This window comes from Pseudomonas sp. LB3P81 (assembly GCF_054897965.1).
In genome coordinates, this window is the sequence record NZ_JBUBVG010000001.1 from 5,150,215 (window position 1) to 5,176,031 (window position 25,817).

Below are 25,817 nucleotides of genomic sequence, written 5' to 3' on the forward strand. Positions count from 1 at the left end.
CCATGATGGTTAACACACTGCTCAGCGACCAAGCATAGTTAAGGCACCATCATTCTGCTTTTGTCGTTTTGAGCAATTTGTTGCTGCAATGCCTGATCCAGTTCGAGCATTGCGCGTTCTACGGCCATCCTGCATTCGGCGACTTTGTCATGATGAAAAACTTGATGGCAGGCCTGTTCGAGCGCCTCGCAGCTATCGATCAAACGGATGGCCTGGACAATCCGCGCTGCGCCCTTGATTTTATGGGCGATATCGAGAAACAACTGCGGGTCGTTTGACCGGGATAACGCTTGCAGCGCTTGTCGGTCCAGACGGTTGCTGGTGAGCAGTTCGGTCAACAATCGCAGGTCCAATGCCGGGTTGCCCCCCGTCAACAAGTGCAGCCCTTTCAGGCTGAAGGCGGGAACGCGGTTGACCGGTACAATGCCTGCCACCCATTGACTCAAGGCGGTCAGCGTCAGTGGCTTGAACAGGCAGTCGTCCATCCCGGCCTGTTTGCAGCGCTGTCGTTCTTCCGGTTGTGCGTTGGCGGTAAAGCCGAGAACGGTGCAGGGGGTACGATCGGATTGCCGTTCATGGTCGCGGATCGCGCGAGCGAGTTCGTATCCATTCATGACCGGCATGTTGCAGTCGACAATCACCAGATCGAACGGCTCGATTTTCCACGCCTCCAAGCCTGCCTGACCCTCCTCGGCAATGCTGAACCGATGGCCCAGAAACTCCAGCTGCTGACACATCAGCAAGCGATTGGCCGGGTGATCGTCGACCACCAGAATGTTCAAGGCCACAGTGGACGTGTGGATTGGCGTTTCGGTGGTTGGCGGCACCTGCTCGACTGGCAGGGTGGGCAGAAGCAGCGAAACCTGGACCTGCGTGCCGACTCCCGGCTGGCTGCCCAATTGCAGGCTGCCGCCCATCATTTCGCACAGACTTCGGCTGATCACCAGACCCAGGCCCGCGCCGCCTCTGCCTGACTGCCCTGTATCATCGGCCTGGGCGAAAGGTTCGAACAGTCGTCGTTGATCCTGTTCGCTGATCCCGATGCCGCTGTCCTCAACCTGCAACAGCATCCGGACTTGCTCGGGTTCTGCCGTCGCAAGCAACTCGACGGTGATCCTGACCTGGCCCTGTTCCGTGAATTTGATGGCGTTGCTGACCAGGTTCGACAGCACCTGTTTGAAACGCATCGGGTCCAGCAGGACATCGATCGCCGGATTGGCCGGGTTGAGTTCCAGCAGCAGCTCAAGGTTTTTCTGACGAGCCAGGCCCTCGAAGATCCGCACGACAGACCCCACGATTTCACTCGGATTCACACGTTCCGGGCTCAGGCTCATACGCCCGGATTCGATTCGTGCAATGTCGAGAATGTCGCCGATCAGTTCCAGCAAGTCCTTGGCCGAGTTGTATGCCACGTCAATGGCCGGACGGTCTGGATGGTTGCTCTCGATGCGTTTCAGCGTCAGTTCGAGCATACCGATGACCGCATTCATCGGCGTGCGGATCTCATGGCTCATGGTCGCCAGAAACGTGCTTTTGGCGCGGTTGGCTTCATCGGCGCGCTCCTTCGCGCAGCGCAGCTCCTCGAACAGTTGGCGCCGCTCCGTCAATTGATCGTTCAGTGCGCGCTCGGCCGCTTGACGCTGCTTGATCTGGCGACGCATGTAAGCGTTCCAGGCAGCGGAAAGCAGCAGCAGCACGCCGGCCCCGATAACAATCTGATAGAACAATCGCTGGTAGTTGCGCCAGGTGCTTTGCGAGGACGCCGAATAGCCACGCCAGCGGCTGTTGATGATGCCCAGTTCTTCCGGTGCGATGCTCAGGAGTGCCTTGTTGAGGATGGCGTTCAGCTCTTTGGCATCTCGCCCGGTCGCCAGGGAAAACGCGGCCTGCCGGGTGCCGATGGTGGTCCGGATCTGAAGGGTGTGCTCGAACAGCCGTGATGAAATGAAGTAGTTGGCGATGACCAGTGAATTCACCGCACCTTCTGCCTTGCCTTCGGCGAGCAACTCCACGGCGCTGAACGTGTCCGGTGTTTCAATCAACTTGATCCGCGGGAACTCGCGGCGCAGGTAATCCACCAGTGGGTTGCCCTGGGCGATGGTCAGGCGTTTGCCCGCCAACTGCTCAAGGTTTGCCGGGCTGTCGGCGGCTTTGCGAGTCAACAGGACAAAGGAGTTTTGTAGATAGGGGCGGGTGAAGTTCAGCTCTGAATCACGTTCGACGCTGGGGAGCAGGGCGGCGATCACGTCGGCTTTATTGTCCTTTATCTGCTCGATCATCTCGTCATCGCTCCGGCTGCGAAGGATGTCGAAACGCAGGCCGGTACGCAATCTGATCAGTTCGAGCAGGTCTGCGGTGGCACCGCGAAAATTGCCATTGCTGTCGAAAAACGATAACGGCGCAAGGGCCTCATTGACCACCACGCGCACAACCGGATGTTGCGCCAGCCACTGTTCCTCAAGGTCGGTGAGTTGTAACTTCTGGTCGGTGAGAAGAATGTCAATGCCGGCACTCCAGCGCTCGGCGATGTTCTGCCGTTCGCTGGCGGGGATGGCCATGAGCATGGCATTGATGATCCCGAGCAATTGCGGGTTGTGCCTGTGCACGGCAAAGCTGAAACCGTGGGCTTCGTGTTTGCCGAAGTTGGCCATGCGGATGTTGTTCAGGTAACCCTTGTTGATCATGTAATGGGTCGAGATGGTGTCGCCCAGGAAGACGTCGGCCTGGTCAAAGGCCACTGCATTGATCGCATTCTGGTAGGACGGATAGGACGTAATGGTCGCTTTGGGGTACAGGGCCCTGACTTCCTCCAGTGGCAAGTAGTGATACACCATGCTCAGCCGCAAGCCGGCAAGGCCATCGGTCAGGGATCGGGTTTCTCCTTCCCGTGTCACCAGAACCGGCTGGTCCACGGCGTAGGGCGTGGAAAGCACGATATCGGCATTGTGAGCTTCAAATCCATTGGCAGTGCCGAGCAGATCGACCTCGCCTTTTTCAAGTGCCTTGATGGCAGCCCCGCGGGACGCAAAGCGCTGGACCTTGACCGGCAAACCGAGGGTCTTGCCGAGGATGCCCGCGTAATCGGCGGTGAAACCTTCGTAGTCCTTGCCGCTGACGGTCAGGTCAAAAGGAGGATAGTCCGGGGCCGACGTGCCCAGGATCAGTTCGCGCTTGCTCGTTACCCATTGTTGTTGTGATGGATCCAGTTGGACGTCCAGATGCTTGACAGTCGAGCGACTGAGCAGGCTGAAATGTTCGCTGGCAGTCTGCGAAGCAGGCACTGAAGTGCTCAGGCATAAACCTGCGGCCACGAGAATCAGATAATCCTTTATACGAGGTGGCATCCTGTGTCTCACACTAATGCGTTACGTTTTGCCATCTCGATGAGTTCAACCAGGGATTTGGCTTTGAGTTTCTGCATAAGTCGTTTTTTATAGGTGCTGACGGTCTTGTTACTTAGAAACATGCCTTTGGCAATTTCCTTGTTGGTACGGCCTTGTGCAAAAAGTTGCAATACCATCAATTCCCTATCGTTGACTGTCTTGAACAGTTCCAGCTCGGCGCAACGCACGTCATCACCACGGACTGGATTCAAGGCCTGACTCGGGAAGTAGTTGTAACCTGACAATACCGCTTTTATGGCGCTGACCAGCTCACTGAGGTCTTCCTGTTTGCAGACATAACCTGACGCGCCAGATTGCATACAGCGGATACCGAACAGTGTCGGGCACTGCGCAGTCAATACCAGTGTTTTCAGCGGTGTACTCATTGCGTTGAAACGCGCGAGAACTTCGAGGCCATCCAGTTTTGGAATGCTGATATCGAGAATGACCAGGTCAGGCATACATTCACGCACCATCTGCATGGCATCGACCCCATTATCGGATTCGCCGACAACTTTGTAACCTTCATGCTCCAGCAACATTCGGACGGCAAGGCGGATGACAGGGTGATCGTCGACAATAAAAACGGAGTTCATAATCAAATCCCATACGAGCTCAAATAAAGCGCGCACCTTAGCTCAGATACCTGATGGGACGCATGAACTGACGAACCTCAAGCAGCAATATAGGAATAGTCCTACAAGCGAAAAGGAATGGGGCTACGAATCAACTAGGTTTTGAATGAGGACGGGCAGAGTTGTTGATGGTTAGTCGGTGTTTCAAAGTTTTATTTCACAAGTTTCAAGTAGTGTCGGGGTGGGGTGTATAGAACTTCATTTTTATAATTGGATTGAGTTCAATAATTTTCTGAATTCGAATTGTTTCAATGGTTTTATCAAGTAGCCAAGTAAAGGCAGTCCATGTGCATTCGCGGTTTTCTCAAGCCCGTCAAGTTCTGTACACGTCAGGCTGCTTAATAGTATTGCCTGCCTGATCATTCCTCGATGACTGGCGAATTTGACCAGATCCAGTCCGGGAAGATCGGGCAAACATTGATCGCACAACAGAATGTCAAACGGTTGCACCGCCGCCAGCATTTGTTGCAAGGCCCCTTGGGCACTGTCGGAGGTCGTCAGTTGAGTGAAACCGTAACTTTCAAGCAGGTACTGAGTCGCCCTTAGTTGAAAGGGATGATCTTCCACCAGCAGGATGCGCAAATCGTCTTCGAACGTTGGATTACTCACGCTTAATCTCTCATGCAGAGGGGCCTGTCATTATTTCGCGAGAATGGCGAGCAAACGATCAGTTTGCTCGGCGCGAGGTGTAGGGGAATTCGGCGAATGCTGAACGCACTTGGGCTTTCAGGGGCTGATCAGCCATTCCTGATGGCGTAATGGCGGATCAGCCAGGTTTTATCAGTGGCTAGAACGGCCGGTCATTTCCAGCGCCATTTCGCTGGCATAGCTGTCGGTCATGCCGGCGATGAAATCAATCATGCGCAAGAACGAAGTGTGTAACGGACCATAAGGGTCGGGCGCGTTGTTGCCCAACAGATCAAGGATGCGACGGCTCTTGAAGGACGGCGTCCGACCGTTGTGCTGTTCCAGCGCCGCGCCGCAGAAGGCGTTGAGCAGGATTTCCAGCGTGGTATAGGCGCCGATCTCGTGCAGGGTCTTGCGTTTGTCCTGGAAGATCTTTTTGCGCGCCATGTCTTTGGCATTCAGGACGCAGCGTTTGGCGGGACCGTGCATGTGTTCCACCAAATCTCCAGGCAGCGTGCCGGCCAGCAACGCGTCCTGTTGCTCGACAAAGGCACGGGCTGCGGCGTTGGTCAGGTGCTCGATGGCTTTGCCCCGCAGGATTGCCAGTTTGCGCCGACGTGAATCACGCGGGCCGAGCTGACGATAGGTTTCCGGCAGATCGTCGCCCACCAGGTCCAGCAGCAGGGACTCGACTTCGGCGTACTCCAGCAACTCCATTTCCAGGCCATCTTCGAGGTCGATCAGCGCGTAGCAGATGTCATCGGCGGCCTCCATCAAATACACCAGCGGATGGCGTGCCCAGCGCTGTTCCTCAAGTTGCGGCAGGCCGAGTTTTTGAGCGATCTGCTCCAGCAGCGGCAGTTCACTCTGATAACAGCCGAACTTGTGCTTCTTGTAACCCAGTGAATCGGCGTGCTTGGCCGTCCACGGGTATTTCAGATACGTACCCAGCGTGGCGTAGGTCAGCCGGGTGCCGCCATCGAACTGGTGATATTCCAGCTGGGTGAGTACCCGGAAACCCTGGGCATTGCCTTCGAAATTGAGGAAGTCATTGCGTTCGACTTCACTCATTGCTTCCAGCCAGCCACGGCCGGCGGCTTGCTGGAACCAGTGACGGATCGCGTCTTCACCGGAGTGACCGAAAGGCGGGTTGCCAATGTCGTGGGCCAGGCAAGCCGATTGCACCACCATGCCCAGGTCGCTGGGTTCGCACCAGTCAGGCAGGGCGCTGCGGATGGTTTCACCGACGCGCATACCCAGCGAACGGCCGACGCAACTGACTTCCAGTGAGTGGGTCAGGCGCGTGTGGATGTGATCGTTGCTAGTGACGGGATGGACTTGGGTCTTGCGCCCGAGGCGGCGAAAGGCTCCGGAGAAAATGATGCGGTCGTGGTCTTTATGGAAAGGGCTGCGGCCGAGCTCTTCCGGGCTGTGCAGAGGCTTTCCGAGGCGTTCGCGGGTGAGCAGGGTTTGCCAATCCAAGGCTGGTTCTCTCCGTCAGGTGACTGAGCGCCTAGCTTCCCGTTTCGCAACGGTGCCTGCAAGCGGAACTACAGCCCGGCGGCGTCGATATCGATGAGCAGCAGTCGCTCGCCGTTGTTGAAAAACTGTCCGGCAGTGAGGCAGTACTGGTTGCTGGTGGCATCACGGTAAGTATTGGAAAGCGTCAGCCGGCGCTCATCCCAACCCTCTGCCAACAAATGATAGAAGTACGGACGCCATGACCAGTTGTGTCCCAGGTAGCGATCATCGGCTTCCCAGCCGTTGTTGCGCCATTCCAGGTTCGGCGTCAATTGCGTGCCGTGGCGGTCGCATTGATAGAAGCGCAACAGCCAGGGAAAGGCGTCCAGCTGTGGCAAGGCACTGAGCGGCGCGTGAGCCTGGGCCCAGGGTTGCAGGATCGCCATCAGCTCGGCGAGTTGCTGACGCATCATCATCAGCCGGCCGCGTTCAGCCAGTTTTTGTTGGACATAGCGCTGACGCAGTTCGGCGAAGCGCTCGACAAAAGCGTCGGTGGCAAAGAAGTCCACTTGCGCGCGGGCGAACAGAAAACCCTGCACGTAGCGCGAGCCACACTCCAGGGCAAAATTCAGTTGTGCTTCGGTTTCCACCCCTTCGGCAATGATCCAGCACCCGGTTTTTTCCGCCATTTGCGCGAGGGCCTTGACCACATCGCTGCTCGGCCCACCCAACGCAGCGGCCTGGAACAGCCGCATATCCAGTTTGAGGATGTCCGGTTGCAGGGCGAGCACACGATCGAGCTGTGAGTAACCGGCGCCGAAATCATCAATGGCGATCCGTGCACCTGCTTGCCGGTATCGCGCTACCACGTCTGCCAGGCGCTGGATGTCGCCACCCAGTTCGGTGATTTCGAAAACGATTCGCCGTGGGTCGACGCCGTGCCGGTCCAATTGCTTGAGGCTCGGCAACGCCTGGTCCGGGCGCAAGCGACTGATCCAGCGCGGCGAAATGTTCAGGCTGAGAAACCAGTCGGCGGGCGCTGCGTTCAAACGGCTCAGGGCGTTATCACGGATCTGGCGATCCAGACGACGGAGGGCGACGGCAGGGGTTCGCGGGTCAGCAAACAGCGGTCCCACAGAAGCCAGTTGACCGTCGGTCTGGCGCAGTCGACCCAATGCTTCGACGCCGGCGATACGACCGGTGGCGGTATCGATGAACGGTTGAAAGCAGGCGAGCGGTTGCCCGTCGATCACGAGGCCTCCTTGGTAGGTCTTTTTTTTTGGATGAAACCTGATGGCCGGGAAGGCACGCAGGTATGAACCTCTCGTTAAAGAGGTCATACCGGTGATGTTGCAAGAATGCAGCCAGATACTGGCTTTAGTGTTTCGGCGAAGAGCCTTGCATGACCAACTTGATCAAAGGGCCCAGTGTGGTGCCCAGCTGTACCAGTCGAGTCAGGCTGCTCAAGCCGCCGCTCTTGGCGCCCTTGGCGGTCAAAAAGCCCAGCAGGGTCACGGCCGCCATGCCCCAGAGCGGGGCATGCTTGATGCCAAACCCGTCTTGCAGGTTTTGCGTCATCCCGCGCACCCGCTGCAAGGGTTGCAGCAGATGCGCGGATTCGTGGCGAATTTCCTGGCGATACATTTCCATGCGCAGGCGAATCAACGCCTTGCGCATTTCCGCGCGCGAGCTGTTGTGAGGCAGTTCAGGAAGGCTCATGGCAGCAGGCGCTCCCGATCATTGGCCAATTCTTCCAGGGTGCCATGGAAGGGTGAGGATTCATCGAAAATCGCCGCCCTCAAACGCATCGCGCAGAAGATGCAGGCAAGGGTGTAGAACGCGCAGAGACTGATGATGGCGGGCAGGCGATAGGTGTCCCAAAACAGGATCAACACCAGTGTCGACAACCCCACCAGCAACAGCAAGGCAAACACCAGCGCCAGGCCTGCGAACAGCAACAGGCTGACGGTGCGGGCTTTTTGTTCCTGCAATTCGATGCCGAACAATTCGACATGGCTGTGCAGCAATCCAAGAAATGCGGCACCCACGCGCCGGGGTGAGGAGCTTGGGCCCGTCGCAGACGAGCCGGATTCGCCGATCGCCATAATCAGCGCCGGGTTGCCAGCAGACCGATCAGGAAACCCACACCCGCCGCGATCCCGACCGATTGCCATGGGTTGGCCTGTACATAGTCTTCGGTGGCGGTAACGGCAGCTTTCCCACGTTCGTGCAGGGAGTCTTCGGTCAGTTTCAAGGTTTCCCGTGCACGCAGCAGACTGTCGTGGATTTGCTCCCGCAACTCATCAGCCTGATCGCCAGCCAACGTTGCGGTGTGTTCCAGCAACCGTTCAGTGTCGCTGACCAGTGTCTGAAAATCGTTCATCAGGATTTCTTGAGCAGTCTTTGCCTTGATGCTGGCCATGGGTGATCTCCGTAAGTGGCTTCTGTTGCGTTCGAGTATGAGCCTTGCGTGAAGGTTCAGTACAAATCACTGGTACAACTTTTGCTATGTCGTGGTGCGCCAGCCCGCGTGATTGCGCTGTTGCTGGGCAGGAAACAAGCAAAACCTTATCTCAAATAATGAAAACCCGCGCAAAGGGTTCCCGCCTTGTGCGCCAAAGCGACTCATCAGGATCAATGTGTGGATCCGGGCAGGTTGCAACTTGGTGCATGAATTGTCTGCGCGAACTGCTTTGGTGCTTTTTAGCCTTCAGGTCTGCCAACTTTATGGAAAATCTGCAAAGCGCTGTGGACAGTCTGGTCCATAGCTCCAATACGTTGTTCATCTTGATTGGTGCTGTCATGGTTTTGGCCATGCACGCCGGTTTTGCCTTTCTCGAAGTCGGTACGGTTCGACAAAAGAATCAGGTCAACGCCTTGTCGAAGATCCTCAGCGACTTCGCCATTTCGACTCTGGCCTACTTCTTTATAGGCTATTGGATTTCCTACGGGGTGACCTTTCTGCAACCGGCGGCGGTGATCAACGCCGATCATGGTTATGGCCTGGTGAAGTTTTTCTTTCTGCTGACGTTTGCGGCAGCGATACCCGCGATCATTTCCGGGGGCATCGCCGAGCGCGCCCGGTTCGTGCCGCAGTTGTGTGCGACAGCGTTGATCGTAGCGTTCATTTATCCGTTTTTCGAGGGCATGATCTGGAACGGCAACTTTGGCCTGCAAGCCTGGTTGCTGGCGCGCTTTGGTGCCAGTTTCCATGATTTCGCAGGCTCGGTGGTGGTTCACGCCATGGGCGGCTGGCTGGCACTGGCGGCGGTGTTGTTGCTCGGGCCAAGACAAGGTCGCTATCGCGACGGAAAACTGGTGGCTTTTGCTCCTTCGAGCATTCCGTTTCTGGCGTTGGGGTCGTGGATCCTGATCGTTGGCTGGTTCGGTTTCAACGTGATGAGTGCGCAAACCTTGCAAGGTGTCAGCGGGCTGGTGGCGGTGAACTCGTTGATGGCGATGGTCGGCGGCACCGTGGCGGCGCTGATCATCGGGCGCAATGACCCGGGCTTTCTGCATAACGGCCCGCTGGCCGGGCTGGTGGCGATTTGCGCCGGTTCCGATCTGATGCACCCGGTGGGTGCGCTGGCGACGGGCGCCATCGCCGGGGCGATGTTTGTCTGGTGCTTTACCGCTGCCCAAGGCAAATGGCACATCGATGATGTATTAGGTGTCTGGCCGTTGCATGGCCTGTGCGGTGTCTGGGGCGGAGTCGCTTGCGGCATCTTCGGCCAGAGTGCATTGGGTGGTCTGGGCGGCGTGAGCCTGATCAGCCAGTTGATCGGGACCACGCTGGGAGTGGTCGTGGCGCTGGCCGGTGGCTTCGCGGTGTATGGCGTGATCAAGGCGCTTCATGGCCTGCGCCTGAGCCAGGAAGAAGAGTATTACGGCGCAGACCTCTCGGTGCACAAGATCGGCGCTGTGAGCCAGGATTGAGTCAGTTCTCTTCATCGTTGGCGCCGGGATAAAAACCGTGCAGCAGGCGATAGCGGTCACGCCGTATCTGGTCGGCCCGCTCTTGGACCTGATGCGCGGGTAAACCCAGCATGATCAACGCGTGGGAGGCGAGCATCAGGCTCGACTCCAGTAATTCGGGCACGACTTCGCTGGCGCCGGCTGCTTTCAACTCGGCCAGTTGGCTGTCGTCCCGAGTGCGTACCAGAATTGGAACGGTCGAGTTTAATCGGCGCGCCTCCTTGAGAATCAGTAACGCGATATCGGCCTGGTCCACGGCAATCACCAGCAGCCTGGCGCGCGCCAGCCCTACCGCCAGCAGCAGTTCACCGCGCCGTGAGTCGCCATAATGCACACAGGTTTCACCCACGGCGGCTTCCTGGACACGCACCGGATCGGTGTCCAGCGCGATATAGGGCTGCAGCGCATTGCGCAGTGCTCGCCCGATCGACTGACCCACGCGACCGTAGCCACAGATCACCACATGGCTGTGCAATCCGGCATTGAGTGCGCTGATTTCCTCGAGCTTGGCTTCTTCGTTGGGCTTGCGGTGCAGACGAGTTGCGATGCGGGGCGCTGCGCGCAGCAGCAACGGCGTTAGCAGCATCGAACAGAAGGTCGCAGCCAGCAGTAATCCGCCGATGTCGGCCGGCATCAGTTTGTTCTGTTGCATCAGCGCCATCAGCGCGAAGCAGAACTCGCCGCCCTGAGCCAGTGCCAGACCGCTGCGCCAGGCAGTTTCAACATCACTGCCGCGCCATTTGACCAAGAGCGCGACCACGCAACCCTTGATAAGCAGCAACCCCAGGGTCAGACCGAAAATCAACAAACCGTGGCTGACGAACAACTGCAAGTCGATGAGCATGCCAATGCTGACGAAGAACACTCCGAGCAGAATGTCGCGGAACGGGCGGATGTCGGCTTCGATCTGATGGCGATAGTGGCTTTCTCCCAGCAACATGCCGGCGAGAAAGGCACCCAGGGCAGGGGAGAGTCCGAGCAAGTGAGTGAGCCAGGCCGTCAGCAAAACAATCACCAGCGCCAACAGTACAAACAGTTCCGCGGAACGGGCGGCGGCCACTTCATGGAACAGCCGTGGCAGCAACCATCGACTGGCCATCAGCAGGCCGACAAAGAGCACAACGGTCTTGCCCAGTGTCACGGGTAGTGCCCAATACCAAGGCTGATCGCTGCTGCCGGCGAACACGGGCACCAGGGTCAACAGCAACACTGCCACGACGTCCTGGAACAGCAGTACGGCGATGGCATTCTGGCCGTGGCTGCTGAAAATCTCGCCAAGGCTGCCCAGTTCCTTGCTGACAATGGCAGTGGAAGACAGCGACAGACCGGCTCCAAGCAACAGCGCAGGCGTAGCCGGCATGCCGAGCAGCATCAGCAAACTGCCCAGCAGTATCGAGGTGACCAGCACTTGCTGGCTGCCGAGCCTGAACACCACTTTGCGCAATGCGAGCATTTTCGACAGGGAAAACTCGAGCCCGAGGGAGAACAGCAGGAACACCACCCCGAGTTCGGCGAGGTCGGGCAACTCTTCACTTTCATTGATCCAGTTGAATGCCGTCGGGCCAATCATCAGCCCCACGCACAGGTAACCCAGCACCGGTGGCAGGCGCAGGCGCTGGAACAGTGCAATCACCACCAGGGAGGAGGCGAGAATGATCAGCAGGTTGGCGAACACGAAAACTCCGATGACAAGCGCTGGCTACTCCAGCGTAGAGGCAAAAAAGCCGTGAGCATCGCGTAAAAGACATTCCGGGCGACTGATGTGCGTCAGGGTTTTACCGCAGCCGCTCCGATCATGCTCCAGCCGACGATTCAATGGCTCGACGGCTTTTCGGGGCAAGCCTAGAATAATCACTTAATTTTTCGGTTGAGCGCTCATGCTTCCTGAATGTCAGCTGTTCGGCACCCTTGGGTGCCACCTCTGTGAAGTGGCGGAAGCCATGCTGATGGAGTTCGTCGAACGCGGTTTGCTGGTGGAGCTGGTAGATATCGCTGAGGACGAAACATGGTTCGAAGCCTACAGCCTGCGTATTCCGGTGTTACGGCGAGTCGATACCGGCGCTGAACTGGGCTGGCCGTTCGGTGCCGATCAGGTGGTGAGTTTCCTGCGCTGATCGGGTTTTGTCACAATCTTCCCGGCGGTCGAGCTTTACGATTGATCCCTTGGCTTAAATCTTCGTGTTCGGGTACTGTATGCGCATACAGCTATTCAAAAGCCTGCCCTTGCAATTTTTGTAATCCGGATAGGGGCAAGCCGGGCGTGAGAGGGGTGAGTCGTGGTCAATGTCGAACAATTGAAGAACAGCGTGAACCGGATGTCGGTGGACGTGGTGCGTGACGCCGTTACCGAGTTGCGTCTGGACGGCCTGGTCACGGAAGGGAAAACCCCGTTCAACAAGCTGCATTTCAATACCTGTTTCGCCGAAATCGAAGCACTCTTCCAGCGTGCAGGTTATCACCGGCAGCTAGATGTCGTGGGCTATCAGGGGTTGTTGTACGCACTTTATGATCCGGGGCGCTGGGAAGCGGTCGATGTGTTGCGCTGGCTCAAGGAGTTCACCGAAGCGGCGGCGCGCACGCAGTCGATCCCGGCCTGAGGATTCTCTTCTAGGTTCGTTCCAGCCACTGCTGGATAATGCCGCCCTGTATTGAGGGTTAGAGCGTTCGTATGTCCACTTCATCTTTTTCTGCTGCACACAACCAGGCCAGCACACTCTACTTGCCGCCTGGGCCGTGGCAGACCGTGCTCGATTGCTTGTGTGAACACTTCAGTGCCATCGGTCGCGAACAATGGCTGGACAGAATTGCTCGTGGCCGCGTCCTTGACGGGCAAGGTGTGCCGATTGCCCTTGATCTTGCTTACAAGGAAGGTCTGCGAATTCACTACTTTCGGGAAGTACCGGACGAAAAGCCGATCCCTGCGATCGAGTCGATTCTGTATGCGGATGAGCATCTGGTGGTGGCAGACAAACCGCATTTTCTGCCAGTGACGCCGGCGGGCGAATACGTAGAGCAGACGCTGCTACGGAGGTTGATCCGCAGACTCGATAACCCGCATCTCGTGCCTTTGCATCGCATTGACCGGCATACGGCAGGGCTGGTGCTGTTTTCAGCCAACCCCCAGAGCCGTTCCGCCTACCAGTCGTTGTTTCCCACGCGACAGATCGAAAAACGCTACGAAGCCATTGCCAGGGCATTGCCTGAACGGGCCTTTCCCTTGGTTCACAAGAGTCGGCTCATCGATGGCGAGCCTTTCTTCCGCATGCAGGAAGGACCGGGCGCCAGCAATACCGAGACCGCTGTCGAAGTCAGGGAGAAGAACGGTGATCTCTGGCGTTACGGGCTTTACCCGGTGACGGGCAAGAAGCATCAGCTGCGGGTACACATGACGGCCTTGGGCGCCAGTATCTGTAATGACCCGTTCTATCCGCACGTGCTCAAGGATGTCGAAGACGACTATGCCAACCCGTTGAAGCTTCTGGCTCAGGGGCTGCGGTTTGTGGACCCGGTTACCGGTGAGCAAAGAGACTTTGAAAGCACCATCACCCTGCAATGGTGATGGCCGTTTTTCAGCCATGAAAAAGCCCGCGTTTAAAGCGGGCTTTTCTGTATCCGGTATCGCCGTAAGGATTACAACTCTTTAACGGTACGAACCTGATCCTTGTTGACGCGGGTTTTCTTGCCGTCCAGTTGCTCGAACTCATAGAAACCAGAGTCGTCGTCGTATTTTGGCGAGTCGACGGCCTGGATTTCGCGACCGTCATTCAAGGTGATCACAGCAGGCGATGAGCAACCTGCAAGGGTCGCGAGGCCCAGTGCGAGCATGAAAGAGGCGAGGGTCCGGTGTGTCATGAGTGTGTCTCCGAATAGGAATTCTTTTGGTTACTGACCGTCAGACGTATACAACGCGCGCAAGTTCCTTGGCTAGTGTCAATCTGACACGGTGTTGTGAGCGCTCAACAGCTCCGGAGTGTTGAGATTGGCCAGGCGAGGATCGTTGTCAGGGCATTGCAGGGCCGTAGCGCCCAGTTTGCGCATAAAGCGACCCGGGCTGCGTTCGCCGTCCTGCCAGGCCCTTTCGAACGCTTCGCTCAGGGCTACGGGGATGATGCAGAGCAACGGTTCCCAGTGCTCGCCATGACGCAACATCATGGGTTTGTCCGGGTGCTGGCTGGCAGCTTCGCGCATGCTGTGGAGCAGCGCCGCATCGATGCGCGGTACATCGCACGGCAAAACCATCATATATTCATGGCGAGCGGCCTTCAGGCCTGCACAGATACCGGCCAAGGGCCCCGGAAAGTCACCTTCGTCGTCATGGACCAGCCGGTCGGCGTAGGGCGCGTACTTTTCCAGGTTTCTGTTGCAGGAGATGATCAGGTCATCGCTCAGCGAGCGGGTTTTGCGATGAAGATGTGCAATCAGCGGCTCACCCTGCCACTCGATCAACCCTTTGTCCTTACCGCCCATACGTTGGCCGCGACCACCTGCCAGGAGCAGAATGGAGCAGGGTGACAACTGTTTATTCAAGGTCATGGCAGGTCTCCATGGGGGCGGCAAAAAAGGGGGGCGCTGTGATATAACACCGGGCTGTTTCTCCTACAACTGGACGAGCCAATGAACGCCAAGGCTGATGTACCTTTCGCGCCGCTCAACATCGCGGTGCTGACGGTCAGCGATACCCGTACCCTGGAAACCGACACGTCAGGCCAGGTCTTTGTTGACCGCTTGAGCGCTGCCGGACATAACCTGGCCTTCCGGGTTCTGCTAAAAGATGACCTCTACAAAATTCGCGCGCAAGTGGCCAACTGGATTGCCGACGATGTCGTGCAGGTCGTGTTGATCACCGGCGGTACCGGCTTCACGGGGCGCGACAGCACCCCCGAAGCGGTGAGCTGCCTGCTGGACAAACAGGTCGACGGCTTTGGTGAGCTGTTTCGCCAGATATCGGTGGCGGATATTGGCACCTCCACTGTTCAATCCCGTGCCCTTGCCGGTCTCGCCAACGGCACGCTGGTGTGCTGCTTGCCGGGCTCGACCAACGCCGTGCGCACAGGCTGGGATGGCATTCTTGCCGAGCAACTGGATTCCCGGCACCGCCCGTGCAATTTCGTTGCTCATCTGAAACAGGCGGCTCCCTGTGAATCCCGCGGGTAAGCCAGGCAAGACAGGCAGCCTGATGGCCGTCGAGGTGGCTCTGGCGCGCTTGCTGGAAATGGCCGAAGCCACGCCGATTGCCGAGCGTGAACGCTTGCCGTTGGCGCAGGTTCAAGGCCGGGTGTTGGCCGCCGACCTGGTCTCGACACTTGATCTGCCGCCGTGGCCCAACAGTGCGATGGACGGGTACGCCTTGCGCATGGCCGACTGGACGGGAGAGCCGTTGTCAGTCAGCCAGAAGATTTTTGCAGGTAACGCTCCGGAACCTTTGAAGCCCGGCACCTGCGCGCGAATCTTTACCGGTGCGCCTGTTCCTGCAGGTGCCGACTGTGTCGAGATGCAGGAAAACGCCGAGGTCCTGGCGGATGAGCGAGTACGTTTCATCGAGGCCCTCACGTCAGGAAAAAACATCCGTCCACAAGGCCAGGAAGCCACTGTTGGTGAGCTGATTCTGGCGGCGGGCACACGCCTTGGGCCGATCGAGCAGGGGCTTGCTGCATCACTGGGATGCGCCGAGCTGGATGTGATTCGCAAGGTCCGCGTTGCGGTACTCTCCACCGGCGATGAACTGGTTGAGCCGGGTCAGGCGCTGGGGCCGGGCCAGATCTACAACAGCAACCGAGTGTTGCTCTGCAGCTGGTTGGAGCGTTTGGGCTGTGAAGTGATCGACGCCGGCATTCTTCCAGATAACCTTGAGACGACTCGTGCTCGCCTCGGCGAGTTGAAGGATGTCGACTTGATACTGGCGACCGGTGGTGTATCGGTAGGTGAAGCAGATTTTCTGGGCATTGCCCTGCGGGAAGAGGGCGAGCTCACGTTGTGGAAACTCGCTATCAAACCGGGCAAGCCGCTGACGTTCGGGCATTTTCGTGGGGTTCCGGTGATCGGGTTACCCGGTAACCCGGCGTCGACCCTCGTGACCTTTGCCTTGTTGGCGAGGCCCTATCTCTTGCGCCGTCAGGGTGTAAAAGACGTTGAGCCCTTGAAGGTGTTGGTGCCGGCAGGATTTGTCTGGCCCAAGGCAGGCAATCGACGCGAGTACTTGCGAGGACGTCTGGAGAACGGCCGGGCAATCATTTACAAGAATCAGAGCTCGGGTGTGCTGCGCAGCGCTGCGTGGGCCGATGGTCTGGTCGAAGTGCGGGAAGATCGCACGCTGGTTGAAGGTGACAGCGTAGGCTTCATCCCGCTGAGTGAAGTCCTGGGCTGATCCCTGCCGCACACCTGTCACACAAACCCGGTTCATTGAGCCGGGTTTTGCGTTTATGGCGTCTTCTTATCGAGCGAGAAGTGCCACCAACTGGTCAAAACGGCTGTTGGCGATCCATCCCAGAAGCCCGAGAACCACGGCTGTTCCGCCGGCTGAGTAGGCAAGTCTGTGTTTGATGGATTTGACGTCACCCCGGACTTCTTCCATGTCTCTGCGGATGTACTTGAGGTGCGTTTCCAGTTCAACGACACGAGGTTCCATTTCAACTTCTCCAGTGGGTTTTGCGCATTTATTGAATTCGGCTTGATAGCTGGCCCGCCTTTCTGCGAGCGGTGTGACCGGAGTAACCGGTAACCTGATGTCATGGTTTTGCATGATACGTCCCTGTAGTTCCTGCTGATGACTGATAAACCGTACCGCCAAGTTGTACCAATCAGAGTTGGGGGTCAATTGAGCCGATTCCTCACGTTTTGTAAGAAAAAATCCCGCCTTGTAGGACCTCAATACCGCTCGACTTGAAATAATTCATTTTTTTGCGACTTTTATGGGGCGCGACGGGGTCACATCTCCCACACGGAATTCAATCATGGGAGTGACCACAATGAGCGAACGCAAGGCACTGTTGATCCTGCACGGCAAGCAAGCGCTCAACGAGGCAGTCCGGGCAGCCGTCGACGAACGGCGCGCACAAGGCTGGGAGTTGGCTGTTCGACTGACCTGGGAGGCCGGCGACGCACAGCGGTTGGTAGATGAAGCGCTGGCGGCAGGCTACACGCGGCTCATCGCCGGCGGTGGTGACGGGACGTTGCGCGATATTGCCGAGGCCATGGCGGCGCATTCGACGCAGGCCAGTCTGGTGCTGATGCCACTGGGAACCGCCAACGATTTCGCCCGCGCTGCCGGTGTGCCTCTGGAACCCGCTCAAGCCTTGAATCTTCTCGACGTCGAACCGCGTGCCATTGATCTGGGCGAGGTCGGCGAACAGGTATTCCTGAACATGGCCACGGGCGGTTTCGGTAGCCAGGTCACGGCGAACACTTCGGAAGACTTGAAAAAAGTGCTGGGGGGTGCGGCTTATCTGTTCACCGGTTTGTCACGCTTCAGTGAGCTGCATGCGGCTTATGGTGAGCTGCATGGCCCGGATTTTCAGTGGAGTGGCGAGCTGCTGGCATTGGGCATCGGCAATGGCCGCCAGGCGGGCGGTGGTCATGTGCTGTGCCCGCACGCACTGGCAGACGACGGTCTGCTGGATATCAGCATTCTGCCTGCGCCGCAGGAAGTGGTCGGGACCTTGAAAAGCTTGCTCGCCGATGGCTTCGGCATCGACAGCATGTTTGTGCGCGCTCGCTTGCCATGGGTCGAGATCAAGGTTTCGGAAGGCCTCTACATCAACCTTGATGGCGAACCGCTGGAAGGTGACAGCCTGCGCTTCTCGGCGCGCCCGGCGGCACTGCGGGTGCATTTGCCCGAGAATTCGCCACTGCTGAGTGTTCCTGCAGCGATCAATCGTCCAGGCTGATGATTTGCTCACGCACGGCGAACAGGACCAGGCCTGCCACATCGTAGATCTGCAAACGCTTCATGACCTGCGAGCGATGGGTTTCAACCGTCTTGATGCTCAGGCTCAGGCCGTTGGCGATTTCCCGGGTGGATTTTCCGCGAACAATCAGCCGCAGGATTTCCAGCTGGCGCGCCGTCAGGTTGTGCAAGTCGACGGGTTCCGGCTGGTGTTTCTGGTTCCGGGTCAGCGCCTGATTGATAACGGTATGGGCAATGGCCGGACTCAGGTAGCGCTCGTTATTGCGCAGGGCATCCAGCGCATGTTCGAGTTCGGTGGCCGTTGTGTCCTTGAGCAGGTAGCCGTGGGCGCCGGATTCCAGTGCCTGCATGATGATCGCCGGGTCGGTGTGCATCGACAGGATCAGCACTTTGCTTTGCGGGCGTACTCGTTTGAGTCGCTGCAAGGCTTCAAGGCCTCCGGTTTCCTTCATGGAAATATCCAGCAGCACGATGTCCGGGGACAGTCGCTCGACCATATCGAGCAACTGCGAGCCGTCATTGGCCTCACCGATTACCGCGTAGCCGGGAATATCCAGCACCAGAGCGCGCACGCCAGCCCTGATCAGCGAGTGGTCATCCACCAGAAGTAAGTTACAAGTCAATGCATAACCTTATTCGTACTGGCCCGTTCCAGCGCACGTGGCGCCCACGGGAAGAGAGCTTCGATTTGAGTGCCTTTGCCCGGCTCGCTGGTCACGCGCAAGGTGCCGCCCAACTGGTCGATCCGTTCCGACATCCCGGCCATTCCACGTTGTCCCTCACGGCCGGGATCTGTCGCCGGAGCAAAACCCAGGCCGTCATCGCTGATCAACAGCGTCAGGCCTTGAGGCTGGCGTTGCAGGCGTACCAACAGATTTTTCGCTTCGGCATGGCGCAAAATATTTGTCACCGCTTCCTGGGTGATTCGGAAGGCGGCCACGGCCATTTCTTCCGGTATACCGGTCAATCGTGAGTGGCACTCAAGGCTCCAGTGCACCGGCGTATTGCCCAGTGTCTTGAGCAAATGCGCACGCAAGCTGGCTTCCAGCCCAAGGCTGGTCAGCTGCCTGGGATTGAGAATGGCCGATACATCACGAACTTTGGTCAGGGTTTCTTCCAGCGTGTCGCAGAGCACAGAGCATTGATCTTGCAGCTCTTCGGGCATTCGGCGTTTGAGCCATTCACTTTGAAGTTTTGCCGCGGTCAGTAACTGGCCGATATCGTCATGCAGTTCCCGACTGAGCCGGTGACGTTCGTTTTCCTGAACCTTCAGTAATCGGTCGGCCAGTTCCTGGGGTTCGAACTTTATAGACTTGCGCGAGAGGCGATGCTGCACAAGGACGCAAGCCAGCGCCGCAATATTGAGCAGCAGCAGACTTAGTGGCAGTCGAGTGGACAGGCAATAGATTGCCAGACTGCCGAGCGCCGAGCAGGTGCACAGCAACAGCGTCAACCGGCGCGCGTTTTCTCGGGAGGGTGGCCACATGGTGATTGACTTGAGACTGGCGTACATAGCGGATCGAGCCAATGGATGTTCGCTGCGGGCAGACCGGTCATTTTGACTGACGGGCCTCTGTCTGAGTCACTCTGCCATTAATTGACGTCAACTAATGGTCGGCATAATACCACTTAAGATACCGTTGGTCGCGTTTGGTATATATGTCCGTACAGTCAGGAAATAAAGGATCTGGACGTCAGTCCACAATGGAAAAAGTTTGATGGCAGGGAGGTTTATTTGTATCGAGCTGTCGTTAACAGATATGAGGTATTCAATTGCGACATGAGCGTGCTCAAGTTACAGAGTGGCTTCATGGCAATAAGAATACGAGCCATCGCATAGTTATCCGGAAAATTAAGCTTGGCGTTCCGAAAAAGAAACGAGGCTGAACGGTTTTGAATGAGCGGGTGGCTGAAACTGGCTTTGTCCGACCTGAAAGGCAAAGGCCTCGATCAGCGATGTCTGTTCGCTGTCATCCAGGCTGAGCTGGCCGGTGTTTTGATCGATCAGTTCGAGCTGCCACGCCATCAATGTGAAACAGTCTTTCAACGCGCTCAGCGCCTGATCATGCAGGTCTACATGATTCTGGGCATGATTGAGCAGGCCATGAATGTGCAGCGAAAACTCCGAAACGGCGAGTAGCGCGAGGGCATCGGCCTTGCTGGCCAGTTTGAGCAGGGTGCTCATCATGCAGTCGATGGCGTCCTTGTCATTGCTGATGAGTTGCAAATGACTCAGGCATTCCTCGGATTTGGCCAGGAGCGTTTGAGCCTCGACGAGAAATTCCGGGAGCCGCTTGGCCCACTCTTTACGGTCGTTCGGCATGCTTATCTCCACAACGTCATGTCAAATTAGGGAATGTCGTGTGTGTCGGCGAAGACGATCAGGGGCCCGGCGTTGCAGTCCCGTTGTGAGATCGCGCTTCGGCCGGCGCGGATGCAGACGGGAGAATTCGAGAGGGCGGATGGCCACTGACCTGCGATCGCACACAAAAGCCTGACTCCATTCATGCAGTGAGAACGGTGTCACATTAATGGCTATTGGATATTGCGAATATCAGGTTGGGCCTGATTGTTACTAGGGGAATCCCTTACGCACGGGAACCCGACGTCCCAACCGTGGTCGCGCCGCAGGGATTGAAGCAGATGAAGTCGAGGGGGGGCAGTAAAGCATGATGTTAATGTGACATCAATGCCTGAGCGTGGCATTTTGTACGGGGGTCAAGGTCCGGAAAAAGCGGCCGATAACCCTCTTTAGTGAATTCATCAGAACAAGCCCAGGAGTCATTGATGGCCGGCATTCTCGACACGGTAGACCAACGCACGCAACTGGTGGGTGAGAATCGCCTGGAGATTCTCATGTTCCGGCTGGCTGGGCGGCAATTGTTCGCGATCAACGTTTTCAAGGTCCAGGAAGTGTTGCAGCTGCCGAAGCTGACCTTGATGCCCCAGCGCCATCCGTTTGTCTGCGGTGTGGTCAACCTGCGTGGCCAGACGTTGCCGGTGATTGACCTGTCCCAGGCCATCGGCATGCGTCCGCTGGTGCCGAGCCCGACCAGTACAATCATCGTCACCGAGTACAACCGTTCGGTGCAGGCGTTCCTGGTCGGCGGCGTGGACCGCATCGTCAACATGAACTGGGAAGCCATTCTGCCGCCGCCGACCAGCGCCGGCCGTCAGCATTACCTGACCGCCATCAGCAAGGTCGACGATCAGTTGGTGGAAATCATCGACGTCGAGAAAGTCCTGGCCGAAATCGTCCCGTACAACGCCAAGGTGTCCCGCGACAAGCTCGACGATCCGGTATTGGAACGCGCCCGTGGCCGCGAAGTGCTGCTGGTGGACGACTCCAATGTGGCGCTCTCGCAATTGCGCGACACCCTCGGCCAGTTGGGCGTGAAGATGCACATTGCCAGCGATGGCTTGAAAGCGCTGAACATGCTCAAGGGTTGGGCCGATACCGGCGTGAACATGACCGACAAACTGCTGATGATCTTCACCGATGCAGAAATGCCGGAAATGGACGGCTATCGCCTGACCACCGAGATCCGTAACGATCCGCGTCTGCGCGGACTTTACGTCGTGCTGCACACGTCGCTGTCCGGCAGCTTCAACGACTCGATGGTGAAGAAGGTCGGTTGCGACAACTTCCTCTCCAAATTCCAGCCGGACAAACTGGTCGACGTGGTGCGCCAGCGCCTGATGCTCGATGAAGTGCCTGCCTGATAACGATGTAAAGACTACCCACGATCAAACTGTGGGAGCGGGCTTGCTCGCGAAAGCGGTTTAACATTCAACATTTATGTCGACTGTCCCACCGCCTTCGCGAGCAAGCCCGCTCCCACAGGGTATGTATGCCGTGTCCGGTTCTCAGTCTTTGATTCGGCGATCAAGCTCGTATAGGGTGGCGTTTTTTGCCCACCAGGGAGCTGGCCATGCTGCGTCTGAGCGCGCTTTATCGTTTTCCGTTGAAATCCGGCAAGGGCGAGCCCCTGCAACAGGTCAGCCTCGACAAACTGGGGCTGGACGGGGATCGACGCTGGATGCTGGTGGACGAAGCCAGCGGGCGCTTCCTGACCCAGCGTGCGGTGGCGCAGATGAGTCAGTTGTCGGCGTTATGGAATGCCGACGGTGGCTTGACCCTCAGCGCTCCGGGCCACTCGCCGATCGATATTGCCTTGCCCGCCAGCGACGCTGAACTGCGTGGCGTGACCATCTGGCATGACACTTTGCGCGTCCCCGATGCCGGTGACGAGGCGGGGGCCTGGGTCAGTGAATTCATCGGCAAACCGACTCGCCTTGTGCAAGTACCGCTGGATCGTGCGCGCACCACTCAGGCTGGCTACGGAAAAGATGACGATCAGGTGGCCTTCGCCGATGGTTTCCCGTTGTTGCTGATCGGGCAGGCGTCTCTGGAAGACTTGTCGCTGAAAGTCGGCCGCCCACTGGAGATGCTGCGCTTTCGACCGAATCTGGTCATCGAGGGCAGTGAGGCGTACGCCGAGGATGGCTGGAAGCGTATCCGCATCGGCGATGTCGAGTTCCGCGTGGTCAAACCGTGTTCACGCTGCATTCTGACCACCATCGATCCGCAAACCGGCGAACGCAGCGATGATCGTGAACCGCTCGCGACCTTGCAGAAATACCGCGCTCAGGAAGAAGGCGCGATGTTCGGCCAGAATCTGGTCAACGACGGCAATGGCCAACTTGAAGTCGGTATGCCGGTCACGGTGCTGGAATAAACGACCCTGAATGAAAAATGCCCGTGTCCAAGGACACGGGCATTTTTTTTGCGCTGTGAAAACCTGGGGTTTTAGCCGCGGTATTCGCACAGGTAAGCGGTGTCGACGGCCACTTTCAGCTGGAACTTGCTGTTGGCAGGCACGTTGAACTGGCTGCCAGCTTCGAAGGTTTCCCAGTCGGTGCTGTCCGGCAGTTTGACGGTCAGGGCGCCGGTCACCACGTGCATGATTTCACGCTGGCTGGTGCCGAATTCGTATTCGCCCGGAGCCATGACGCCGATGGTCGCCGGACCTTCAGCGGTGCCAAAGGCGATCGACTTGACGGTGCCGTCGAAGTACTCGTTGACTTTAAACATGGGCGATTCCTCGAAAAGGGCTAAAAAGGGCCGGCCAGTATGCACAAGGCTCTTGGCTGCGTCACCTCTCTAGAGGGGCAGAATCAGCGGTAATAGACGCGCTGTATTGCGCGCATCCTCCAGCGCCCGGTGCTGCTGGCCGGTGAACTGCATGCCCGCCAGTTGCAGCGCACCGTTGAGTCCCAGCGGGCGTTCCAGGCGTCGGGCCTTGGCAAAGCGCTGCTTGAGGTTCATGTGCGGCACGCGGCTCAGTTGGCTGTCGAGTTGCAGGCGCTGCCATTCCTGGACCAGTTGTTTACGGTCGTAATCGCCCCAACTGGCCCAGCCTTCCAGCCGCGAATGATGTTGGCCGAGCCAGCGCTCGAAGGCCGGCCAGACCTCGGTCAGCGACTGTGCGCTGTCGATATTGGCCTGTGTGATGCGGGTCAGCTCCCGGCAAAACGGCGTGAGCAGGGGCCGGCGCAACGGGCGCACGAAGCGCTGGAAATGATCCAGCTCCCGACCTTGGCGGTCCACCAGCGTGGCACCGATTTCGATGATTTCCATTTCCGTAACCGGCCAACCCCCTTCATCGGTGGTGGCTTCCAGATCAATGACCAGCCAGTGAGGCATTGCAGGGTTCCTGGTATCCGCATCCTGATAGGGCTTGAGCGTAGCCAAACCCGGCGGATCCGCCTAGCGGGTTATTCGACCTCCAACAAAATCTGACGATTTTTCACCTGGTCGCCGACCCTGACCTGCAAGCGTTTGAGCACGCCGTCGATGCCGGATTTCAGCGGATGCTCCATTTTCATGGCTTCCAGCACCACCAGTAGCTGGCCTTTGCTGACCGGGCTGCCTTCAGTGACCAGCACATCGACGATGGCGCCGTCCATCGGCGCCTTGAGCGTTCCGGAGCTGGGGCTGGCCTCGCTGCTGACCAGCGCCTGTGTGCAATCCTTCAGCCGCAGACTTCCGGGACGGGTGAAGAGCCAGAGTTGCCCGGCGTCGAGACGGTAGGCATGACGCTGGCGGATGCCATCGATGTCCAGGGTGGCCCAGCGTCCGTCGCACTGGATGACGCTCAGTTCGAAGGCCTGCGCGGCGACTTGTATCCGGTAAGGCTCGCCCGGCACCGCGTTCAATTGCACCGGCCAGTCCTGATCCTCCAGGCCGATACGATAGTGCAGCGGCACACTGGCGTTATTGCGCCAACCGGCCAGCGCGGTGGGATGAGCCTGGGCTGAAGCCTGATAGAACAGCGCGGCAGCAATCGCCAGTTTTTCGGCGCCGGGTACGTGAGGATGCAGGCAGGGATGGTCGGCAAAATACGTCGGGATGAACCCGGTGTTGAACTCGCCGCTGATGAATTGCGAATGCTCCAGCAGGTTGGCAAGCAGGCGCTGATTACTCGCCAGGCCCAGCAGCACGCTGTCCTGCACCGCCCGCAGCAGCTTGCGCCGGGCTTCTTCACGGGTGGCGCCGTGGGCGATGATCTTGCCCAGCAGCGGGTCGTAGAATGGGCTGACCTGCTGGCCTTCGATCAGGCCATGATCGATCCGAACGCCGCCCTGCGATGCCGGTTCCCAGGCTGCGATCCGCCCGGTTTGCGGCAGAAACCCCCGGGTCGGGTCTTCGGCATACAAGCGCACTTCCATGGCATGGCCGTTGAGTTGCACTTGCTCCTGGCGCAACGGCAACGGCAGCCCTTCGGCGACGTGCAGTTGCCAGGCCACCAGATCGAGGCCAGTGATCAGTTCTGTTACCGGGTGTTCCACCTGCAACCGGGTGTTCATTTCCAGAAAGTAAAACTGTCCGCGTGCATCCAGCAGAAATTCCACGGTGCCAGCGCCGACGTAGTTCACCGCGCGCCCGGCCTTGAGCGCTGCTTCGCCCATGGCCTGACGCAGTTCAACAGTCATGACCGGGCAGGGCGCTTCCTCGATGACTTTCTGGTGGCGGCGCTGGATCGAACAGTCGCGTTCGCCAAGGTAGATCAGGTTGCCCTGTTGGTCGCCGAACAGTTGAACCTCGACATGACGCGGGTCGATCAACGCTTGTTCGAGGATCAGCTCATCGTTGCCAAACCCATGCAGCGCTTCGGAGCGTGCGGTGCGGATCTGCGCCAGCAAATCACTGGCCTCGTGCACCAGACGCATGCCCCGTCCGCCACCGCCGGCACTGGCCTTGATCATCAGCGGAAAACCGATGCGTTCGGCTTCGCGGCTGAGCGTCGCATCATCCTGCCCGGCGCCCTGATAGCCTTTGATACACGGCACACCGGCGTCGAGCATGGCGAGTTTCGACAGGCGCTTGCTGCCCATCAGTTCGATGGCTTCGGGGCTGGGGCCGATAAAGGTCACGCCGGCGTCTTGGCAGGCACGGGCGAACTCGGCGTTTTCCGAGAGGAAGCCGTAGCCGGGGTGGATCGCGTCGGCGCCGGTGCGGCGGGCGGCGTCGAGGATGGCCGGGATGTTGAGATAGGATTGTTGCACCGGGGCCGGGCCGATGTTGACGGCTTCGTCGGCGATTTGTACGTGCAGGGCATCGGCGTCGGCGTCGCTGAAGATGGCGACGGTGCGGTAGCCCAAAGCCTGGGCGGTGCGCTGGATGCGACAGGCGATTTCACCGCGGTTGGCGATCAGGATTTTGCTGAGTCCGGGCATGGGTTTTTCCCTGGTTTTTGCGGTGAATGTGATGGCCTCTTCGCGAGCAAGCCCGCTCCCACTGGGTGTTGTGAACGACTCAAATCAACTGTG

The 25,817-nt window shown here is 58.2% G+C and carries 27 protein-coding genes; 9 read left to right on the plus strand and 18 right to left on the minus strand.

The window, feature by feature from the left end:
• Positions 1-38: 38 nt before the first annotated feature.
• The 8 genes from ACYZTL_RS24000 to ACYZTL_RS24035 all read right to left on the minus strand — a co-directional run bounded on the left by ACYZTL_RS24000 (position 39) and on the right by ACYZTL_RS24035 (position 8,528).
• Entirely contained in the window at positions 39-3,344 is a 3,306-nt protein-coding gene (locus tag ACYZTL_RS24000; protein WP_461953811.1) for a transporter substrate-binding domain-containing protein, read from the minus strand.
• Between the two features lie 8 nt (positions 3,345-3,352).
• On the minus strand, positions 3,353-3,979 hold the full coding sequence (locus tag ACYZTL_RS24005; RefSeq protein WP_461953812.1) for a response regulator: 627 nt from the start codon (positions 3,977-3,979) through the stop codon (positions 3,353-3,355).
• A 243-nt stretch (positions 3,980-4,222) separates the two neighbouring features.
• Positions 4,223-4,627 carry a response regulator gene (locus tag ACYZTL_RS24010; protein ID WP_461953813.1) on the minus strand — a complete coding sequence of 135 codons (405 nt, stop codon included), beginning with the start codon at positions 4,625-4,627 and terminating at the stop codon, positions 4,223-4,225.
• Between the two features lie 171 nt (positions 4,628-4,798).
• A complete protein-coding gene (locus tag ACYZTL_RS24015; protein WP_461953814.1) occupies positions 4,799-6,127 on the minus strand; it encodes a deoxyguanosinetriphosphate triphosphohydrolase in 1,329 nt (442 codons plus the stop codon).
• Between the two features lie 68 nt (positions 6,128-6,195).
• Complete coding sequence (locus ACYZTL_RS24020) at positions 6,196-7,359, minus strand: EAL domain-containing protein (protein WP_461953815.1); 1,164 nt, start codon at positions 7,357-7,359, stop codon at positions 6,196-6,198.
• A gap of 124 nt (positions 7,360-7,483) precedes the next feature.
• A complete protein-coding gene (locus ACYZTL_RS24025; protein ID WP_461953816.1) occupies positions 7,484-7,825 on the minus strand; it encodes a hypothetical protein in 342 nt (113 codons plus the stop codon).
• Positions 7,822-8,211 carry a phage holin family protein gene (locus ACYZTL_RS24030; RefSeq protein WP_461953817.1) on the minus strand — a complete coding sequence of 130 codons (390 nt, stop codon included), beginning with the start codon at positions 8,209-8,211 and terminating at the stop codon, positions 7,822-7,824. Before ACYZTL_RS24030 ends, ACYZTL_RS24025 begins: the two co-directional genes overlap by 4 nt.
• A gap of 2 nt (positions 8,212-8,213) precedes the next feature.
• Positions 8,214-8,528: an ElaB/YgaM/YqjD family protein gene (locus ACYZTL_RS24035; protein ID WP_461953818.1), complete on the minus strand. Its 315-nt coding sequence runs from the start codon at positions 8,526-8,528 to the stop codon at positions 8,214-8,216.
• Between the two features lie 305 nt (positions 8,529-8,833).
• Here ACYZTL_RS24035 and ACYZTL_RS24040 point away from each other — a divergent pair, with 305 nt between their 5' ends.
• The gene (locus ACYZTL_RS24040) at positions 8,834-10,042 is read left to right on the plus strand and encodes an ammonium transporter (protein ID WP_461953819.1); all 1,209 of its coding nucleotides are present in this window, start codon (positions 8,834-8,836) and stop codon (positions 10,040-10,042) included.
• A gap of 1 nt (position 10,043) precedes the next feature.
• Here ACYZTL_RS24040 and ACYZTL_RS24045 read toward each other — a convergent pair whose 3' ends face one another.
• A complete protein-coding gene (locus tag ACYZTL_RS24045; protein ID WP_461953820.1) occupies positions 10,044-11,756 on the minus strand; it encodes a cation:proton antiporter in 1,713 nt (570 codons plus the stop codon).
• Positions 11,757-11,958: 202 nt separating this feature from the next.
• Here ACYZTL_RS24045 and ACYZTL_RS24050 point away from each other — a divergent pair, with 202 nt between their 5' ends.
• From ACYZTL_RS24050 to ACYZTL_RS24060, 3 genes are all read left to right on the plus strand, one after another.
• Complete coding sequence (locus tag ACYZTL_RS24050) at positions 11,959-12,195, plus strand: glutaredoxin family protein (RefSeq protein WP_461953821.1); 237 nt, start codon at positions 11,959-11,961, stop codon at positions 12,193-12,195.
• Positions 12,196-12,357: 162 nt separating this feature from the next.
• Positions 12,358-12,678: a transcriptional regulator gene (locus ACYZTL_RS24055; RefSeq protein ID WP_461953822.1), complete on the plus strand. Its 321-nt coding sequence runs from the start codon at positions 12,358-12,360 to the stop codon at positions 12,676-12,678.
• Between the two features lie 71 nt (positions 12,679-12,749).
• Complete coding sequence (locus ACYZTL_RS24060) at positions 12,750-13,640, plus strand: pseudouridine synthase (RefSeq protein WP_461953823.1); 891 nt, start codon at positions 12,750-12,752, stop codon at positions 13,638-13,640.
• Positions 13,641-13,711: 71 nt separating this feature from the next.
• Here the strand turns inward: ACYZTL_RS24060 and ACYZTL_RS24065 are convergent, their stop codons facing one another.
• Positions 13,712-13,933 (minus strand): YgdI/YgdR family lipoprotein, encoded by a 222-nt coding sequence (locus ACYZTL_RS24065; RefSeq protein ID WP_461953824.1) that lies wholly within the window; start codon positions 13,931-13,933, stop codon positions 13,712-13,714.
• 78 nt (positions 13,934-14,011) lie between these two features.
• Entirely contained in the window at positions 14,012-14,614 is a 603-nt protein-coding gene (gene mobA, locus ACYZTL_RS24070) for a molybdenum cofactor guanylyltransferase MobA (protein WP_461953825.1), read from the minus strand.
• An 81-nt stretch (positions 14,615-14,695) separates the two neighbouring features.
• On the opposite strand from mobA, the gene moaB reads away from it, so the two are divergent.
• Both moaB and ACYZTL_RS24080 read left to right on the plus strand, forming a co-directional pair.
• Entirely contained in the window at positions 14,696-15,235 is a 540-nt protein-coding gene (gene moaB / locus ACYZTL_RS24075; protein WP_461953826.1) for a molybdenum cofactor biosynthesis protein B, read from the plus strand.
• Entirely contained in the window at positions 15,219-16,445 is a 1,227-nt protein-coding gene (locus ACYZTL_RS24080) for a molybdopterin molybdotransferase MoeA (RefSeq protein ID WP_461953827.1), read from the plus strand. The genes moaB and ACYZTL_RS24080 overlap by 17 nt, the downstream gene beginning before the upstream one ends.
• Before the next feature lie 66 nt (positions 16,446-16,511).
• Here ACYZTL_RS24080 and ACYZTL_RS24085 read toward each other — a convergent pair whose 3' ends face one another.
• Complete coding sequence (locus ACYZTL_RS24085) at positions 16,512-16,820, minus strand: hypothetical protein (RefSeq protein ID WP_461954367.1); 309 nt, start codon at positions 16,818-16,820, stop codon at positions 16,512-16,514.
• Positions 16,821-17,046: 226 nt separating this feature from the next.
• Here ACYZTL_RS24085 and yegS point away from each other — a divergent pair, with 226 nt between their 5' ends.
• Positions 17,047-17,964, plus strand: coding sequence for a lipid kinase YegS (gene yegS / locus ACYZTL_RS24090; protein WP_461954368.1), 918 nt, complete (start codon positions 17,047-17,049; stop codon positions 17,962-17,964).
• On the opposite strand, the gene ACYZTL_RS24095 is transcribed toward yegS, so the two are convergent.
• The 3 genes from ACYZTL_RS24095 to ACYZTL_RS24105 form a co-directional block, all read right to left on the minus strand.
• Positions 17,948-18,607 (minus strand): response regulator, encoded by a 660-nt coding sequence (locus tag ACYZTL_RS24095; RefSeq protein ID WP_461953828.1) that lies wholly within the window; start codon positions 18,605-18,607, stop codon positions 17,948-17,950. The two genes, yegS and ACYZTL_RS24095, sit on opposite strands and share 17 nt — an antisense overlap.
• Positions 18,604-19,497, minus strand: a complete 894-nt coding sequence (locus ACYZTL_RS24100) for a sensor histidine kinase (RefSeq protein WP_461953829.1) — start codon at positions 19,495-19,497, stop codon at positions 18,604-18,606. The genes ACYZTL_RS24095 and ACYZTL_RS24100 overlap by 4 nt, the downstream gene beginning before the upstream one ends.
• A gap of 339 nt (positions 19,498-19,836) precedes the next feature.
• Entirely contained in the window at positions 19,837-20,307 is a 471-nt protein-coding gene (locus ACYZTL_RS24105) for a hypothetical protein (protein WP_461953830.1), read from the minus strand.
• 464 nt (positions 20,308-20,771) lie between these two features.
• On the opposite strand from ACYZTL_RS24105, the gene ACYZTL_RS24110 reads away from it, so the two are divergent.
• Entirely contained in the window at positions 20,772-21,707 is a 936-nt protein-coding gene (locus tag ACYZTL_RS24110; protein WP_008030297.1) for a chemotaxis protein CheV, read from the plus strand.
• A gap of 209 nt (positions 21,708-21,916) precedes the next feature.
• On the plus strand, positions 21,917-22,723 hold the full coding sequence (locus ACYZTL_RS24115; RefSeq protein ID WP_461953831.1) for an MOSC domain-containing protein: 807 nt from the start codon (positions 21,917-21,919) through the stop codon (positions 22,721-22,723).
• 71 nt (positions 22,724-22,794) lie between these two features.
• Here the strand turns inward: ACYZTL_RS24115 and ppnP are convergent, their stop codons facing one another.
• The 3 genes from ppnP to ACYZTL_RS24130 all read right to left on the minus strand — a co-directional run bounded on the left by ppnP (position 22,795) and on the right by ACYZTL_RS24130 (position 25,724).
• Entirely contained in the window at positions 22,795-23,079 is a 285-nt protein-coding gene (gene ppnP, locus ACYZTL_RS24120; protein WP_017339983.1) for a pyrimidine/purine nucleoside phosphorylase, read from the minus strand.
• 69 nt (positions 23,080-23,148) lie between these two features.
• Positions 23,149-23,691, minus strand: coding sequence for a 3'-5' exonuclease (locus ACYZTL_RS24125; protein WP_461953832.1), 543 nt, complete (start codon positions 23,689-23,691; stop codon positions 23,149-23,151).
• Between the two features lie 71 nt (positions 23,692-23,762).
• Entirely contained in the window at positions 23,763-25,724 is a 1,962-nt protein-coding gene (locus ACYZTL_RS24130; RefSeq protein WP_461953833.1) for an acetyl/propionyl/methylcrotonyl-CoA carboxylase subunit alpha, read from the minus strand.
• Between the last annotated feature and the right edge of the window lie 93 nt (positions 25,725-25,817).

What these genes read in the sequence shown, in the direction of transcription:
- ACYZTL_RS24000 (WP_461953811.1), bottom strand. Translation starts at nt 3,344, where the DNA reads ATGCCACCTCGTATAAAGGATTATCTGATTCTCGTGGCCGCAGGTTTA.
- ACYZTL_RS24005 (WP_461953812.1), bottom strand. Translation starts at nt 3,979, where the DNA reads ATGAACTCCGTTTTTATTGTCGACGATCACCCTGTCATCCGCCTTGCC.
- ACYZTL_RS24025 (WP_461953816.1), bottom strand. Translation starts at nt 7,825, where the DNA reads ATGAGCCTTCCTGAACTGCCTCACAACAGCTCGCGCGCGGAAATGCGC.
- ACYZTL_RS24030 (WP_461953817.1), bottom strand. Translation starts at nt 8,211, where the DNA reads ATGGCGATCGGCGAATCCGGCTCGTCTGCGACGGGCCCAAGCTCCTCA.
- ACYZTL_RS24035 (WP_461953818.1), bottom strand. Translation starts at nt 8,528, where the DNA reads ATGGCCAGCATCAAGGCAAAGACTGCTCAAGAAATCCTGATGAACGAT.
- ACYZTL_RS24040 (WP_461953819.1), top strand. Translation starts at nt 8,834, where the DNA reads ATGGAAAATCTGCAAAGCGCTGTGGACAGTCTGGTCCATAGCTCCAAT.
- ACYZTL_RS24050 (WP_461953821.1), top strand. Translation starts at nt 11,959, where the DNA reads ATGCTTCCTGAATGTCAGCTGTTCGGCACCCTTGGGTGCCACCTCTGT.
- ACYZTL_RS24060 (WP_461953823.1), top strand. Translation starts at nt 12,750, where the DNA reads ATGTCCACTTCATCTTTTTCTGCTGCACACAACCAGGCCAGCACACTC.
- ACYZTL_RS24065 (WP_461953824.1), bottom strand. Translation starts at nt 13,933, where the DNA reads ATGACACACCGGACCCTCGCCTCTTTCATGCTCGCACTGGGCCTCGCG.
- mobA (WP_461953825.1), bottom strand. Translation starts at nt 14,614, where the DNA reads ATGACCTTGAATAAACAGTTGTCACCCTGCTCCATTCTGCTCCTGGCA.
- moaB (WP_461953826.1), top strand. Translation starts at nt 14,696, where the DNA reads ATGAACGCCAAGGCTGATGTACCTTTCGCGCCGCTCAACATCGCGGTG.
- ACYZTL_RS24085 (WP_461954367.1), bottom strand. Translation starts at nt 16,820, where the DNA reads ATGCAAAACCATGACATCAGGTTACCGGTTACTCCGGTCACACCGCTC.
- yegS (WP_461954368.1), top strand. Translation starts at nt 17,047, where the DNA reads ATGAGCGAACGCAAGGCACTGTTGATCCTGCACGGCAAGCAAGCGCTC.
- ACYZTL_RS24100 (WP_461953829.1), bottom strand. Translation starts at nt 19,497, where the DNA reads ATGTACGCCAGTCTCAAGTCAATCACCATGTGGCCACCCTCCCGAGAA.
- ACYZTL_RS24105 (WP_461953830.1), bottom strand. Translation starts at nt 20,307, where the DNA reads ATGCCGAACGACCGTAAAGAGTGGGCCAAGCGGCTCCCGGAATTTCTC.
- ACYZTL_RS24110 (WP_008030297.1), top strand. Translation starts at nt 20,772, where the DNA reads ATGGCCGGCATTCTCGACACGGTAGACCAACGCACGCAACTGGTGGGT.
- ACYZTL_RS24115 (WP_461953831.1), top strand. Translation starts at nt 21,917, where the DNA reads ATGCTGCGTCTGAGCGCGCTTTATCGTTTTCCGTTGAAATCCGGCAAG.
- ppnP (WP_017339983.1), bottom strand. Translation starts at nt 23,079, where the DNA reads ATGTTTAAAGTCAACGAGTACTTCGACGGCACCGTCAAGTCGATCGCC.
- ACYZTL_RS24125 (WP_461953832.1), bottom strand. Translation starts at nt 23,691, where the DNA reads ATGCCTCACTGGCTGGTCATTGATCTGGAAGCCACCACCGATGAAGGG.
- ACYZTL_RS24130 (WP_461953833.1), bottom strand. Translation starts at nt 25,724, where the DNA reads ATGCCCGGACTCAGCAAAATCCTGATCGCCAACCGCGGTGAAATCGCC.